This is a genomic window from Pseudomonas sp. CBC3 (genome assembly GCF_037967085.1).
In the GTDB taxonomy this organism is placed as follows: domain Bacteria; phylum Pseudomonadota; class Gammaproteobacteria; order Pseudomonadales; family Pseudomonadaceae; genus Stutzerimonas.
This window is the reverse complement of record NZ_JBANEO010000002.1, coordinates 974,564-988,880: the sequence shown is the minus strand read 5'-3', so window position 1 is coordinate 988,880 and position 14,317 is coordinate 974,564. Positions and strand designations below refer to the sequence as shown.

The window sequence follows — 14,317 nt, the reverse complement described above, 5'->3', positions numbered from 1 at the left end:
AGGGGCCGGCTTATATCAAGGCCGGCGAAAATGTGTCAACAAAGCCTTTCAGACTAATGCGTGCTGATTCGCTCCTTGGAATCAGACTCGCGCTTGTCGTCCTTTGCAACAATCTCGGGAGCCGCATCGGGCAAGGGCTCCGGCGCGTATTGCAGCGCAATTTGGAGGACTTCGTCAATCCACTTCACCGGTTTAATCTGCAGGTCCTGCTTAATATTCTCAGGAATCTCTTTCAGATCACGCTGATTTTCTTCGGGAATGATCACAGTCTTGATTCCACCCCGATGCGCGGCGAGCAGTTTCTCTTTCAGTCCACCGATAGCCAATACCTGACCACGCAATGTGATTTCTCCGGTCATCGCAACTTCGGCGCGAACCGGAATCTGCGTAAGCGCTGATACGAGCGCCGTGCACATTCCAATCCCCGCGCTCGGTCCATCCTTGGGCGTTGCGCCTTCCGGCACGTGAATATGGATATCCTGCTTCTCGTGAAAATCCACCGGGATACCCAGACTTTTAGCTCGGCTACGCACGACCGTAAGCGCCGCGGTGATCGACTCGCCCATTACATCACCGAGCGAACCCGTCTTGGTCAACCGGCCCTTGCCAGGCACCACGGCGGCCTCAATCGTCAGCAGCTCGCCGCCAACCTGGGTCCAGGCCAACCCCGTCACCTGGCCGACCTGATCCTGCTGTTCGGCAAGCCCGTAGCGGAACTTGCGAACGCCAAGGAAATGCTCGAGCGATTCGGCGGTAACCGTCACCTCGAAGCTCTTCTCCGCAGCATGTTCCTTGACCACTTTTCGGCAGACCTTCGCCACTTGGCGTTCCAGGCTGCGAACGCCCGCCTCGCGAGTGTAATAACGGATGATGTCGCGAATCGCCTCTTCCTCGAACAGCAGCTCGGTCTTTTTCAGCCCGTTGGCCTGTATCTGCTTCGGAACCAGGTAACGAATCGCGATGTTGATTTTCTCGTCTTCGGTGTACCCCGGAAGACGAATGATCTCCATACGATCCAGCAACGGAGCCGGGATATTCATGGAGTTCGCAGTACAAAGGAACATCACATCGGACAGGTCATAGTCGACCTCGAGGTAATGGTCGTTGAAATTATGGTTCTGCTCGGGGTCTAGCACTTCAAGCAACGCGGACGCCGGATCGCCACGCATGTCGTTGCCCATCTTGTCGATCTCATCGAGCAGGAATAGCGGATTGCGCACGCCGACCTTGCTCATCTTCTGGATCAACCGGCCAGGCATCGAACCGATATAGGTACGCCGATGGCCTCTGATCTCAGCCTCGTCCCGCACCCCACCCAGCGCCATCCGCACGAACTTGCGGTTAGTGGAACGCGCAATGGACTCCGCCAGCGAAGTTTTACCCACGCCCGGCGGGCCGACCAGGCAGAGCACCGGCCCCTTGAGCTTTTTCACGCGTTTCTGGACCGCAAGGTACTCAAGAATGCGATCTTTGACCTCCTCGAGACCGTAATGGTCTGCGTCGAGCACTTCCTCAGCCTTCGCCAAATCCAGACGCACCTTACTCGCGGCCTTCCACGGTACATTTACCAGCCAGTCGATATAAGTCCGCACGACAGTCGCTTCGGCCGACATCGGCGACATCTGCTTTAACTTATTCAGCTCGGTCGTCGCCTTGGCGTGGGCATCCTTGCTCAGGCCAGCATTCTCGATGCGCTTCTTCAGGTCATCGATTTCGTTATGACCTTCGTCGATATCGCCCAGCTCTTTCTGAATGGCCTTCATCTGCTCGTTCAGATAGTACTCACGCTGGCTTCGCTCCATCTGCTTCTTTACGCGGCCGCGAATTCGCTTTTCCACTTGAAGCAGATCGATTTCGGCATCAAGCAGCGCCAGTACGTGCTCGACCCGGGCCGGCAGATCGATGATTTCGAGAATCGCCTGTTTTTGCTCGATCTTGAGCGCCATATGCGCGGCCATCGTATCGACCAGACGCGCCGGCTCATCGATGCTGGCAAGTGATGAAAGCACCTCAGTAGGGACCTTCTTGCCAAGTTGAACGTACTGTTCGAACTGACTCAGCAGACTGCGAGTGAAAACTTCCGCTTCGCGCTCTTCGATGTCGGACTCATCGATCAACGACACCTCAGCGCGACAATGGTCGTCCACGTCGTAAAAGCGATCTATGACGCCACGCTGCTCGCCCTCAACGAGAACCTTGACGGTGCCGTCCGGAAGCTTGAGCAACTGCAGCACGGTCGCAACCGTGCCTACACGGTAAAGCCCGTCTTCAGCCGGATCGTCATCGGCCGGGTTTTTCTGGGCCAGCAGCAGTATTTGCTTGTCACCAGCCATGGCGGATTCGAGCGCCTCGATGGACTTTTCTCGGCCAACGAACAGCGGAATCACCATGTGCGGGTAAACCACGACGTCGCGCAGTGGCAAAAGGGGCAATTCGATGGTTGTCTTCATAAATTCAGCTCTACGACGGCCATACGGCGGTGAACGGGAAACACCCTGGCAATCAAGATGAGGGCGTGCAGGGCAAAAAACAAGGCGGCGGCAGAAAAGCAAAGGGGCCCGGAGGCCCCTTGTTATGTTACGCGTCCGGCGCAGCCTTCGCAGGCGGCTCACTGCTCTCGTAAATAAGCAGCGGCTGGGAAGTCCCTTCGATGACGCTTTCGTCGATGACCACCTTGCTGACATCCTTCTGCGAAGGAATTTCATACATGGTATCGAGCAGCACGCCTTCCAGGATCGAACGCAGACCACGCGCTCCGGTCTTGCGCTCCAAGGCACGACTAGCCACGGCCTTGAGTGCATCGGTACGGAACTCGAGATCTACGCCTTCGAGCTCGAACAACTTCCCATACTGTTTGGTCAGCGCGTTCTTGGGTTCGGTCAGGATCTGAATCAGCGCCGCCTCGTCCAGCTCATCGAGGGTCGCAATGACCGGCAGACGACCGACGAACTCTGGAATCAGGCCGAACTTGACCAGATCGTCAGGCTCCACGGCACGCAACGACTCACCGATCTTCTTGCCCGGATCCTTGCTGCGAACCTCGGCATTGAAGCCGATGCCGCCCTGGGTCGAGCGGCCCTGGATAACCTTCTCCAGACCAGCGAACGCACCGCCACAGATGAATAGGATATTGCGCGTATCGACCTGCAGGAACTCCTGCTGCGGATGCTTTCGACCACCCTGCGGCGGAACCGAAGCGACCGTACCTTCGATCAGTTTGAGCAGTGCCTGCTGTACACCTTCGCCCGACACATCGCGGGTAATCGAAGGGTTGTCTGACTTGCGGGAAATCTTGTCGATCTCATCGATGTAGACAATGCCCATTTGAGCCTTCTCGACATCGTAATCGCATTTCTGCAACAGCTTCTGAATGATGTTTTCAACGTCCTCGCCTACGTAGCCCGCCTCGGTGAGGGTGGTGGCGTCGGCAATGGTGAACGGCACATTCAACAGCCGTGCGAGCGTCTCGGCGAGCAGCGTCTTACCCGAACCGGTCGGCCCGATCAGCAAAATGTTGCTCTTGCCCAGTTCGACTTCTTCCTTCTTGTCGCGCTGGTTGAGTCGCTTGTAATGGTTGTAAACAGCCACTGCCAAGATCTTCTTGGCGCGCTCCTGACCAATGACGTACTGGTCGAGAATGCCGCTGATCTCTTTGGGTGCAGGCAGTTTTTGCGCGCTGCTTTCAGCCTGTGCCTCTTGCACCTCCTCACGGATGATGTCATTGCACAGGTCGACGCACTCGTCGCAGATAAAGACCGAGGGTCCGGCAATCAACTTGCGTACTTCATGCTGGCTTTTGCCGCAGAAAGAGCAATAGAGCAGCTTGCCGGAATCCTCGCCGTTGCGGGTGTCAGTCATTCGATCGATCCAATCGGGGAAGGCTTGAAACACAAGATGAAGGCAATCGTGGGCTTTTTCAAGCCCACGCTACAGCCGGATATCGCCGGGCGGTGTGATCAGACTGCCATCTGCCGCTGGGCCAAGACCTGGTCGATCAGGCCGTACTTGACAGCTTCTTCGCCACTCATGAAGTTGTCACGGTCGGTGTCGCGCGCAATCACTTCCATCGGCTGGCCAGTGTGTGCAGCCATTACCTTGTTCAGCCGCTCGCGAATCGTGAGAATTTCGCGAGCGTGAATTTCGATGTCAGACGCCTGCCCCTGGAAACCACCCAGCGGCTGGTGAATCATCATGCGCGAATGCGGCAAGCAGTAACGCTTGCCCGCTGCGCCGCCCGTCAGCAACAGGGCGCCCATGCTGCAGGCCTGACCGATGCAAATCGTGGAAACGTCGGGCTTGATGAACTGCATCGTGTCGTAAATCGACATGCCTGCAGTAACCGAACCACCGGGGGAATTGATGTACAGGTGAATGTCCTTCTCGGGGTTTTCCGCCTCGAGGAACAGCATCTGCGCAACGATCAGGTTGGCCATGTAATCTTCCACTTGGCCGACCATGAAGATCACCCGCTCCTTCAGGAGACGGGAATAGATGTCATACGCGCGCTCGCCACGAGCAGACTGCTCGATGACCATCGGCACCAGGCCGCCAGCCGCTTGGATATCTGGTGCTTGCATAAACGGATTGCCGGACATTTCCAACGAAACTCCCTATGTCATGCCGCAAAGACATAAGCCAGCACGAGGCTGGCTTATGAATGCATATAAACGGTGAAGAGACTCAGGCAGCTTGCGGAGCTTCCGCAGGCTTCACTGCTTCTTCGTAGGAGACCGATTTGTCGGTCACTTTAGCCTGCTGCAGGACAGTATCTACAACTTGCTCTTCGAGCACAACAGAACGGACTTCGTTCAATTGCTCGTCGTTCTTGTAGTACCAGGACACGACCTGCTCCGGCTCTTGGTAAGCGGAAGCCATTTCCTCGATCAGTTCGCGAACACGTGCGTCATCAGGCTTGAGCTCGTACTGCTTGACCACTTCGGCGACGATCAGGCCCAGCACGACACGGCGCTTGGCCTGTTCTTCGAACAGCTCCGCCGGCAGTTGGTCAGGTTTGATGTTGCCGCCGAACTGCTGAACGGCTTGAACGCGCAAACGGTTCACTTCGTTGTCGATCAGTGCTTTCGGCACTTCGATCGGATTGGCACTAACCAGCCCTTCCATGACCTGATTCTTGACCTTGGTCTTGATGGCTTGGCGCAGCTCGCGCTCCATGTTCTTTTTCACTTCGGCACGGAAACCTTCGAGACCACCTTCCTGTACGCCGAACTGAGCGAAGAACTCATCGTTCAGTTCCGGCAGCTGAGGGGCCTCGACACTGTTTACGGTAACGGTGAATTCTGCAGTTTTACCGGCGAGGTCGAGATTCTGGTAGTCCTCCGGGAAAGTCGGGGTGATGACCCGCTCTTCACCAGCCTTGGCGCCAACCAGCGCGGATTCGAAGCCTGGAATCATGCGACCGGATCCCAGCACGAGCTGGGTGCCTTGCGCCGAACCACCGGCGAAGGCTTCACCGTCGATCTTGCCGACGAAATCGATGTTCAGCTGATCGCCGTCTTCGGCAGCACGGTCGGCCTTTTCAAAACGAGTGTTCTGCTTGCGCAGGATTTCGAGCATGTTGTCGACGTCGGCATCTGCCACTTCGGCCTGCATGCGCTCGATCTCGACGCCTTCGAAGCTGGCAACCTTGAACTCGGGGAAAACTTCGAAAGTCGCGACGTATTCCAGATCTTTGCCCTTCTCGAACACTTTCGGCTCGACGGCAGGCGCGCCGGCGGGGTTCAGCTTCTCGGCTACCACGGCTTCGTAGAAGGTGGCCTGGATCAGATCGCCCAGCGCTTCCTGGCGTGCGGCAGCTTCATAGCGCTGACGAATGACGCTCATCGGCACCTTGCCGGGACGGAAACCTGGGATCTTTGCACGGCTGGCGGTCTGTTGCAGACGCTTGTTGACTTCGTTCTCGATGCGCTCGACCGGCACGCCAATGGTCATGCGGCGCTCAAGAGCGGAGGTGCTTTCAACAGAAACTTGCATGGATTTTCCTCGTTGCACAGACATAAGCCGGCGTTCCGGCCCCAGAATGGGCAAGCATTCTAGTGGCTCGAATCATAGAAGTCACCCCGCTCGTCAGGACACAACCAAACGGAGCTTTGCCCCGAGTTAAAAGGCGGTTTCGGCGGAAAAGCGCGACCGGATGCCCCAGCGCCAACTGGAGCCATTCGGCACAGGCATTACGACCAACTGAAGGTCGTAGGCGAAGCAACTGTCCCGTTTCCGGCTATTGGATGCAGTCACAAAAGGGAAGCGTTCCGCCCGGCGGAATCGTAAGTTTGCTGCTCACGCATCGAACGACGCATCTCGGGGGAAATAAAGTCAGCGCACATGCAGCAGTACCACGGCTGGTCTACTGTCTTAGATACCAGAGCATCGGTGCTCTACTGGATGGTTCGAACATGACTGAAGATATCGGGAAGCTGGTACTGAGAGTATCGGTTGGTGTGCTGATCTTGTTGCATGGAATATCGAAACTGCAGAACGGCATAGGCGGTATTGAGGGGATGCTGGAAAGCCATGGGCTGCCCACGCTCCTCGCTTATGGCGTCTACCTTGGTGAAGTGGTCGGGCCCGTGCTGGTGATCATCGGTCTGTTCACACGTGTTGGGGCGGTACTTATGGTTGGCAATATGGCGGTAGCCTTTACCTTGGCGCATATGCAGGAGCTTTTTTCGCTCGGCCAGATGGGTGGCTGGGCGCTCGAATTACAAGGCATGTTCCTCTTCGGTTCGATCGCTATCGCGCTACTCGGTGCCGGCAGGTACAGCGCTGGCGGGATCAACGGACGGTTCAATTAAGATCGATAGGCAACGCCGTGTGCCGTTTACTATGATCAGCGCCATGACAGCCTCGGTTCAGATCCGCCAACCCTGCCCACCCACCGCTTGCAACTGCGGCCGAGAGCAGTTGTTGGACAAGCCCAAAAGCGATGCGCGCATCCTTCGCTTGACCCTTCATGAAGAGAATCGGCTGCTGGAGCGGCTGGAGAACCTGACCAGCATGGGCGACCTCGAGCGCATGCAGCAGCGGATGCACCAGCAATTGGGCATTCGCGTGGAGATCGCGCCGGGACACAACGAAGTGCGCAGCATGCGCGGCATCCGCATTGAGATAGCCGAGCTGCCTGGGCTGTGTCGTAAAACGCGCCAGTCGATTCCCGCCGCGATTCGACGGGCATTACAGAAGCGCCCGGAAATCGCCTTCAGTCTCCTCAACGCCCACGACTTGTTGCGCGATGCCTGATGATCCGCCGTTGCGTCTAACCAGAACCGGCAATAGCGCTCCGTGACACCTTCTGCGATAGTTGTCCGACCTGTCGCGTTGCGGCTGGTACGCCGCTCGCTCACAAGGCATTCGGCGCTCGTGACGCCCGTCGATATTCGCTGCGCCCACCTCCCGCAGCTCTCCGCGTCCTTTCGCGCTACCCGCGCGTTCGATGGCCGACCCGCTATCGTTACACCCGTCGCTGCTCGCCAGCGCCCGGTCGTTCGCTAAATAAAACTAAGATCGATCCGAACAAGGACGCCTCATGAAACTGACCCGTTGCTTTGCTGCGCTGGCTGCCGCTGCGGCCCTGTCTGCCACCTTCGCCGCTTCGGCCCGCGAATACTCCGTTTCCACCGTGCTGTCCGATGCCTTTCCGTGGGGCCAGGCGGCGCAAAAATGGGCCGATCTGGTCGAGGAACGCTCCGGAGGCGAAATCACCTTGCGTGTTTACCCCAACGCGCAACTGGTCGCCGGGGATCAAACTAAGGAATTCTCCGCCATGCGTTCCGGGCTGATCGACATGGCGGTCGGCTCGACCATCAATTGGTCGCCTCAGGTGCCGGAGCTGAACCTGTTCTCCCTGCCCTTCCTGATGGCCGATAGCGCCGATCTTGACGCCATCACCCAAGGCGACGCCGGCAAGCAGGCCTTCGCCGCCATCGAGAAGCGCGGCATCGTTCCACTGGCCTGGGGTGAGAACGGTTTTCGCGAAATATCCAACTCCTCCAAGCCGGTGAAAACCCCAGCCGATCTTGCCGGCCTGAAGATTCGGGTAGTTGGTTCCCCGCTGTTCCAGGACACCTTCACCGCATTGGGCGCCAACCCGACCCAGATGAGCTGGGCCGATGCCAAGCCAGCGCTCACCACTGGCGCGGTGGATGGCCAGGAAAACCCGCTGGCGGTGTTCGACGTCGCGCGCGTTGATCAGGTTGGCCAGAAATACCTGACACTTTGGCACTACATGGCCGACCCGCTGATCTTCGCGGTCAATCAGCGCGTCTGGAAACAACTGCCCGAAGCCGATCGCGAACTGCTGCGTCAGGCTGCCATCGACGCAGGCAAATGGGAGATCGAATTGTCGCGCAGCAGCGAGGCCAAGCGCCTGGAAGACATCCGCGCCCGCGGCGTTGAGGTCACCGAATTGTCTGATGCCGAGCACCAAGCGTTCGTCGACGCGACTCGCAGCGTACATGAGAAGTGGACGCAGAAGATCGGCGCAGAGCTGATCGAGGCGGCGCGCGCGGCCATCGCTGAGTAAACCGTTCTACCCGGCGGCACCGTGCCGCCGGGATTCGAGGAAATCCATGAACAATCGAAAGGACGCGCGCCTGGAGCGCGTACTGGGCACGCTGGCGCTGATATTTATCAGCCTGATCAGCTTGGCCAACGTAGTGGTGCGTTATTTCACCGATGCTTCCTTTGCTTTCACTGAAGAGCTTTCTGTCTTTCTGCTGGTCATCCTGACCTTTGCCGGCGCCTCCGTGGCAATGCGCAGTAACCGCCACATTCGCATTGGCTTGATCGAGCGCCTCTTTCCGCGCTTGCGCACATTCCTGATCCTCCTCCAATGGCTCGCCAGCATACTGGTGCTGGGTCTGGTGGTCTGGTTCGGTGGCCAGTTCGCCCTGGAAGAGTATCAATGGGAATCGGAGTCTCCCGGCCTTGGCCTGCCGAACTGGTGGTATGTGGTCTGGCTCCCATTGCTGGCTCTGTCGATGGCGGTGCGCCTTACTCAAATGACCGTCGACCGACTGCGCGGGAGGCTCTCTGATGAGCCCTGATTTCTGGATGCTCGCAAGCTTCCTGCTGTTGCTGCTGATCGGCGTGCCGGTGGCATTTTCTCTGGCGTTGTCGGGCGCGATCGGCATTCTTGCCGGGCTCTCGCCGGACATGTTGGCAACGCTCGGCACCAATACCTACAACGGCGTCGCCAAGTACCCGCTAATTGCCATTCCATTGTTCATACTCACCGGTCTGGTATTCGAGAAATCCGGCGTAGCGCTGCGTCTGGTGCGCTTCGCCCAGGCGGTGATCGGCCCACGTCATGGCGGCCTGGCGATGGTTGCGATCCTGGTGTGCCTGATCATGGGCGGAATGAGCGGATCGGGGCCGGCCGATGCTGCGGCGGTCGCCATGGTGATGCTGCCGAGCATGACTCGCGCGGGCTATCCCAAGCCGTTCTCCGCCACGCTAATTGCCGCCTCGGCTTCCACCGCCATCCTGATTCCGCCGTCCATCGCGCTGATCCTTTATTCCATCGTCGTACCCGGCGTGGACCTGCGTGCGCTGTTTGCTGCGGGCCTGTTTCCGGGAATCATCGCCGGCTTGGTACTGGTGCTGCCGGCCTGGCTGCTGGCCAGGCGTTATGGCTGGGAAAATCCGGAAGATACCGAGCGACCTCCCTTGGGCGAAAGCTTCCGCCAGGCGTTGCCCGCACTGTTCGCGCCAGTGCTGATCCTCGGCGGCCTGCGCAGCGGCCTGTTCACGCCGACCGAAGCGGCCGTAGCCGGCGTGGCTTACGGCGTACTGATCGGCCTGTTCGTCACTCGCGAACTGGATTGGCGCAACCTCTGGCGGCTTTGCGGCGAGGCTGCGGTGATTTCTGGCGTGGTCATGCTGATCATCGCTCTGGCTGGCATCTTCGCCTGGGCCGGGACGATGCTCGGCACGTTCCGTCATCTGGCCGAATGGCTGATTTCGCTATCGGACAACGGCACGGTACTGCTCATTCTGGTGATGATCGCCGTGCTGCTGGCCGGCATGTTGCTGGACGCTATCTCCATCTACCTGATCCTAATGCCCATTCTGATTCCTGTGATGCAGCACTTCGGCTGGAATCCGGTGTGGTTCGGCATTCTGCTGGCGATGAACATCGCCATCGGCCAGTTCACGCCACCGGTTGCAATCAACCTGATGGTCACGGCCGAAGTCGCCAAGATCCGTCTGGAGCAAACGGTCGGCTGGGCCATGCTGTTCGTACTGGTGATGGGAAGCGCACTGGTGCTGGTGGCGGTCTTCCCTGAAATCGCGCTGTGGCTACCGCGCGTGCTGGGATACGCGGTCTAGCGGTACGTCACACTCGCCGTTTTGCTCGATAGCGCGTGCAATGGCCCAACACCCCTGCACTTCAGCGGGGGCTTGCGCATCCGGTCTGCGGAAGCCCCCGATCTGGTTCCCCGTCCGACTGGACGCCGACACGCCTGACCCGCGACTCGCACGCATCATCGCATCGAGCAGCCATGTCAGTAGCCATCACATCCGATAGCGCTTCATCGCAGTCCATCAGGCCTGTCGACTACCGCTTCGCCAGAATTATCCAGCCTCAACATCTATAGTCATTCAAGCCGCAGCGAATCAGCGCCCTGTCAACGCGCGCAAGCATGACGTGCATTTTTGCAGATGCACTATGCGGCAAGCCTCATTGATACTGAGAAATTTGCACTCTAGGATCAGGACAGACGTATCCAATAACAACAATCGCTAGGACCACGCCATGACCCCGTCAAGTGCCATACCCACAGTCAAACTCCTGATCGGCGGTGAGCTGGTCGAGTCGTCCACCAGCGAGTGGCGCGACATCGTCAACCCGGCGACCCAGGAAGTGCTGGCCCGCGTGCCCTTCGCCACTGAAGCGGAGATGAACGCCGCCGTTGCCAGCGCCAAGGAAGCTTTCAAGACCTGGCGCAAGACGCCCATCGGTGTGCGCTCGCGGATCTTCCTCAAGTACCAGCAGCTGATTCGGGAAAACATGAAAGAGCTGGCGGCAATTCTTACCGCCGAACAGGGTAAGACCCTGCCCGACGCCGAGGGCGATGTGTTCCGCGGACTGGAGGTCGTCGAGCACGCCGCTGGCATCGGCAACCTGCAGCTGGGCGAGCTGGCCAACAACGTCGCCACTGGCGTCGACACCTATACGCTGCTGCAACCGCTGGGCGTTTGTGCCGGCATCACGCCGTTCAACTTCCCGGCGATGATTCCGCTGTGGATGTTCCCGATGGCCATCGCCACGGGAAATACGTTCGTGCTCAAGCCATCCGAGCAGGACCCGATGGTGACCATGCGCCTGGCCGAACTGGCGATGGAAGCCGGTGTGCCGCCGGGCGTGCTCAACGTCATCCATGGTGGCGCCGATGCAGTGAACATGATCTGCGATCACCCGGACATCAAGGCCGTTTCCTTCGTTGGCTCGACCAAGGTCGGCACCCATGTCTACAACCGCGCCAGCCAGGCCGGCAAGCGTGTGCAATGCATGATGGGCGCCAAGAACCACGGCATCATCCTGCCCGATGCGCACAAGGAGCAGACGCTCAACAACCTGCTTGGCGCAGCGTTCGGCGCGGCGGGTCAACGTTGTATGGCATTGTCGGTGCTGATTCTGGTCGGCGAGGCGCAGAACTGGTTGCCCGATCTGGTGGCCAAGGCCAAGACCCTGAAAGTCAACGCGGGTGCCGAAAACGATACCGATCTCGGTCCGGTTGTCTCTTGCGCAGCGCTTGATCGCATCAGCTCGCTGATCGAGCGCGGCGTTTCGGAAGGTGCCGAGTTGGTACTCGATGGGCGCAATCCACAGATCGCCGGTTACGACAAAGGCAACTTCGTTGCGCCGACCATCTTCTCCGGAGTGAAGCCTGAGATGAGCATCTACCGCGAAGAAATCTTCGGCCCGGTGCTCTGCGTGATGCAGGTCGACACCCTCGACGAGGCCATCGAACTGATCAACGCCAACCCCAACGGCAACGGCACCGCCCTCTTCACCCGCTCCGGCGCCGCGGCGCGGCATTTCCAGGAAGAGATCGACGTCGGCCAGGTGGGCATCAACGTACCGATTCCGGTGCCGGTGCCAATGTTCTCCTTTACCGGCTCGCGTGCCTCGAAGCTTGGCGACCTCGGTCCGTACGGCAAACAGGTGGTGCAGTTCTACACTCAGACCAAGACTGTCATCCAGCGCTGGTTCGATGAAAACGAAGTTGGCGGGCCGGTGAACACCACCATCAACCTCAAGTAACGCAATCGGCGCCGCGCACCAGCGGCGCCGCCTTTTCTCCACCAACAACCAGTCGCCACTAACAAGAAGAAGGAACGGCCATGCATATCGGTTTTCTGGGACTCGGCAACATGGGCGGGCCCATGGCCCACAACCTGCTAAAAGCCGGCCATCAGGTTAGCGTTTTCGATCTATCCGCCGCGGCGGTTTCCGGGCTGGTGGAAGCCGGCGCGAAGGAAGCGACCTCGCCCGCTGCGGTCGCAACGGGGGGTGTTGAGGTCATCATCACCATGCTGCCAGCGGCCGCGCATGTGCGTCAGGTCTATCTTGGTGACGATGGGCTGCTGGCCCACGTACCGGCCGGCGTATTACTGATCGACTCCTCAACCATCGACCCGATGAGTGCGCGTGAAGTCGCCGCAGCGGCAGCCAGCAATGGCAACCCCATGATCGACGCGCCGGTTTCCGGCGGCACTGTCGGCGCCGCAGCAGGCACATTGACGTTCATGGTCGGCGGCAGCGAGGCGGATTTCCAGAAAGCCCAGCCTATTCTCGCAACGATGGGCAAGAACATCGTCCATTGCGGCGGCAGCGGTAACGGGCAGGTGGCCAAGGTTGCCAACAACCTGTTACTCGGTATCTCCATGATCGGTGCCGCCGAAGCCATGTCCTTGGGCGTCGCGCTGGGGATGGACGCCAAGGTGCTGGCACGCGTGATCAATTCGTCCACCGGCCGCTGCTGGTCGTCTGAAATCTACAATCCCATTCCCGGCGTAGTGGAAAACAGCCCGGCCTCGCGCGACTACAGCGGCGGCTTCGGCACCGACCTGATGCTCAAGGATCTCGGCCTTGCCAGTGAAGCGGCGAAACAGGTGCGCCAGCCGGTTATCCTCGGTGGCCTCGCGCAGCAGCTGTACCAGGCCTTCAGCATGCAAGGCAACGGTGCGCTGGATTTTTCCGCGATCATCAAACTTTACCGCCAGGAGCATTGAGCATGACCCAGGCAGAAGCGCCGGTACTGATCGAAGTCCGCAACCGCGTCGGCTATCTCACACTAAATCGTCCAGCCGGCCTGAATGCCCTGACGCTGCCCATGGTGCGCACCCTCCATCGCCAGCTGCAGGATTGGGCCGACGACCAGGGCGTGGTCGCCGTGGTATTGCGCGGCGCCGGTGAAAAAGCGTTCTGTGCCGGTGGTGATATTCGCTCGCTGTATGACAGTTACCAGAGCGGCGAAGACCTGCATCGCGTCTTCTTCGAGGAAGAATATGCGCTGGATCAGTACATCCATGCCTACAGCAAACCGCTGCTGGCATTGATGAACGGCTTCGTCCTCGGCGGTGGCATGGGACTGGTCCAGGGCGCATCGCTGCGAGTGATTTCCGAGCGCACACGCATGGGCATGCCGGAAGTTGGCATCGGCTATTTTCCTGATGTCGGCGGCAGTTACTTCCTGCCGCGTTTGCCCGGCAATCTAGGCATTTATATGGGCCTGACTGGCAACCACGTTGGTTCGGCCGATGCGCTCTACGCTGGACTAGCCGATTACTGCGTGCCCTACGAGCGCTTCGCCGAACTGGAACAACGGCTGGACGAACAGCGCTGGACCGCTCCGGCCGGCGAAACACTCATCGCCCTGCTCGCCTCCATGGGCCGCAAGGAACTGCCAGACGCGCCGTTCAAGACCCTGTTCCCCGCCATCGAGAAGCACTTCGCCCATGACAGCGTTGCGGCCATCCTCGAATCCTTGGCGGACGAAAACCGACCCGAGTACCGCGACTGGGCGGCCGAAACGCTCAAGGTCATCGACAGCCGTTCGCCGCTATCGCTCAGCGTCACGCTGGAAATGCTTCGTCGTGGTCGCACGCTGTCGCTGGCCGAGTGCTTCGCCATGGAGCTTCATCTGGACCGCCAATGGTTCGACCAGGGCGACATCATCGAAGGCGTGCGCGCACTGATTGTCGACAAGGACAAGAACCCGCGCTGGAACCCGCCTACGCTCAATGAAGTAACGCCGCAGCGTGTTGCCGATTTCTTCGCGGGTGCCTGAGGAGG

General features: G+C 59.2%; 12 protein-coding genes. 8 read left to right on the top strand and 4 right to left on the bottom strand.

Annotation, left to right across the window (positions count from 1 at the left end; translation table 11 throughout):
* Positions 1-53: 53 nt before the first annotated feature.
* The 4 genes from lon to tig form a co-directional block, all read right to left on the bottom strand.
* Entirely contained in the window at positions 54-2,450 is a 2,397-nt protein-coding gene (gene lon, locus V6943_RS11745) for an endopeptidase La (RefSeq protein ID WP_131648973.1), read from the bottom strand.
* Between the two features lie 127 nt (positions 2,451-2,577).
* Positions 2,578-3,858, bottom strand: a complete 1,281-nt coding sequence (gene clpX / locus V6943_RS11740; RefSeq protein WP_131648641.1) for an ATP-dependent Clp protease ATP-binding subunit ClpX — start codon at positions 3,856-3,858, stop codon at positions 2,578-2,580.
* A 98-nt stretch (positions 3,859-3,956) separates the two neighbouring features.
* Entirely contained in the window at positions 3,957-4,595 is a 639-nt protein-coding gene (gene clpP / locus V6943_RS11735; RefSeq protein WP_131648640.1) for an ATP-dependent Clp endopeptidase proteolytic subunit ClpP, read from the bottom strand.
* 85 nt (positions 4,596-4,680) lie between these two features.
* On the bottom strand, positions 4,681-5,991 hold the full coding sequence (gene tig / locus V6943_RS11730) for a trigger factor (protein ID WP_340553561.1): 1,311 nt from the start codon (positions 5,989-5,991) through the stop codon (positions 4,681-4,683).
* A gap of 419 nt (positions 5,992-6,410) precedes the next feature.
* Between tig and V6943_RS11725 the strand changes: the two genes are divergently transcribed.
* The 8 genes from V6943_RS11725 to V6943_RS11690 all read left to right on the top strand — a co-directional run bounded on the left by V6943_RS11725 (position 6,411) and on the right by V6943_RS11690 (position 14,312).
* The gene (locus tag V6943_RS11725; RefSeq protein ID WP_131648638.1) at positions 6,411-6,809 is read left to right on the top strand and encodes a DoxX family protein; all 399 of its coding nucleotides are present in this window, start codon (positions 6,411-6,413) and stop codon (positions 6,807-6,809) included.
* Between the two features lie 43 nt (positions 6,810-6,852).
* Positions 6,853-7,254, top strand: a complete 402-nt coding sequence (locus V6943_RS11720) for a hypothetical protein (RefSeq protein ID WP_131648637.1) — start codon at positions 6,853-6,855, stop codon at positions 7,252-7,254.
* 286 nt (positions 7,255-7,540) lie between these two features.
* Positions 7,541-8,536 (top strand): DctP family TRAP transporter solute-binding subunit, encoded by a 996-nt coding sequence (locus tag V6943_RS11715; protein ID WP_340553560.1) that lies wholly within the window; start codon positions 7,541-7,543, stop codon positions 8,534-8,536.
* Between the two features lie 46 nt (positions 8,537-8,582).
* On the top strand, positions 8,583-9,059 hold the full coding sequence (locus tag V6943_RS11710) for a TRAP transporter small permease (RefSeq protein ID WP_340553559.1): 477 nt from the start codon (positions 8,583-8,585) through the stop codon (positions 9,057-9,059).
* Positions 9,049-10,344, top strand: coding sequence for a TRAP transporter large permease (locus tag V6943_RS11705; protein ID WP_340553558.1), 1,296 nt, complete (start codon positions 9,049-9,051; stop codon positions 10,342-10,344). Before V6943_RS11710 ends, V6943_RS11705 begins: the two co-directional genes overlap by 11 nt.
* Positions 10,345-10,771: 427 nt before the next feature.
* Positions 10,772-12,283, top strand: coding sequence for a CoA-acylating methylmalonate-semialdehyde dehydrogenase (locus tag V6943_RS11700; RefSeq protein ID WP_131648633.1), 1,512 nt, complete (start codon positions 10,772-10,774; stop codon positions 12,281-12,283).
* 80 nt (positions 12,284-12,363) lie between these two features.
* On the top strand, positions 12,364-13,254 hold the full coding sequence (mmsB, locus tag V6943_RS11695) for a 3-hydroxyisobutyrate dehydrogenase (protein WP_340553557.1): 891 nt from the start codon (positions 12,364-12,366) through the stop codon (positions 13,252-13,254).
* Positions 13,255-13,256: 2 nt separating this feature from the next.
* Positions 13,257-14,312 carry an enoyl-CoA hydratase/isomerase family protein gene (locus V6943_RS11690; RefSeq protein WP_340553556.1) on the top strand — a complete coding sequence of 352 codons (1,056 nt, stop codon included), beginning with the start codon at positions 13,257-13,259 and terminating at the stop codon, positions 14,310-14,312.
* Positions 14,313-14,317: the final 5 nt, after the last annotated feature.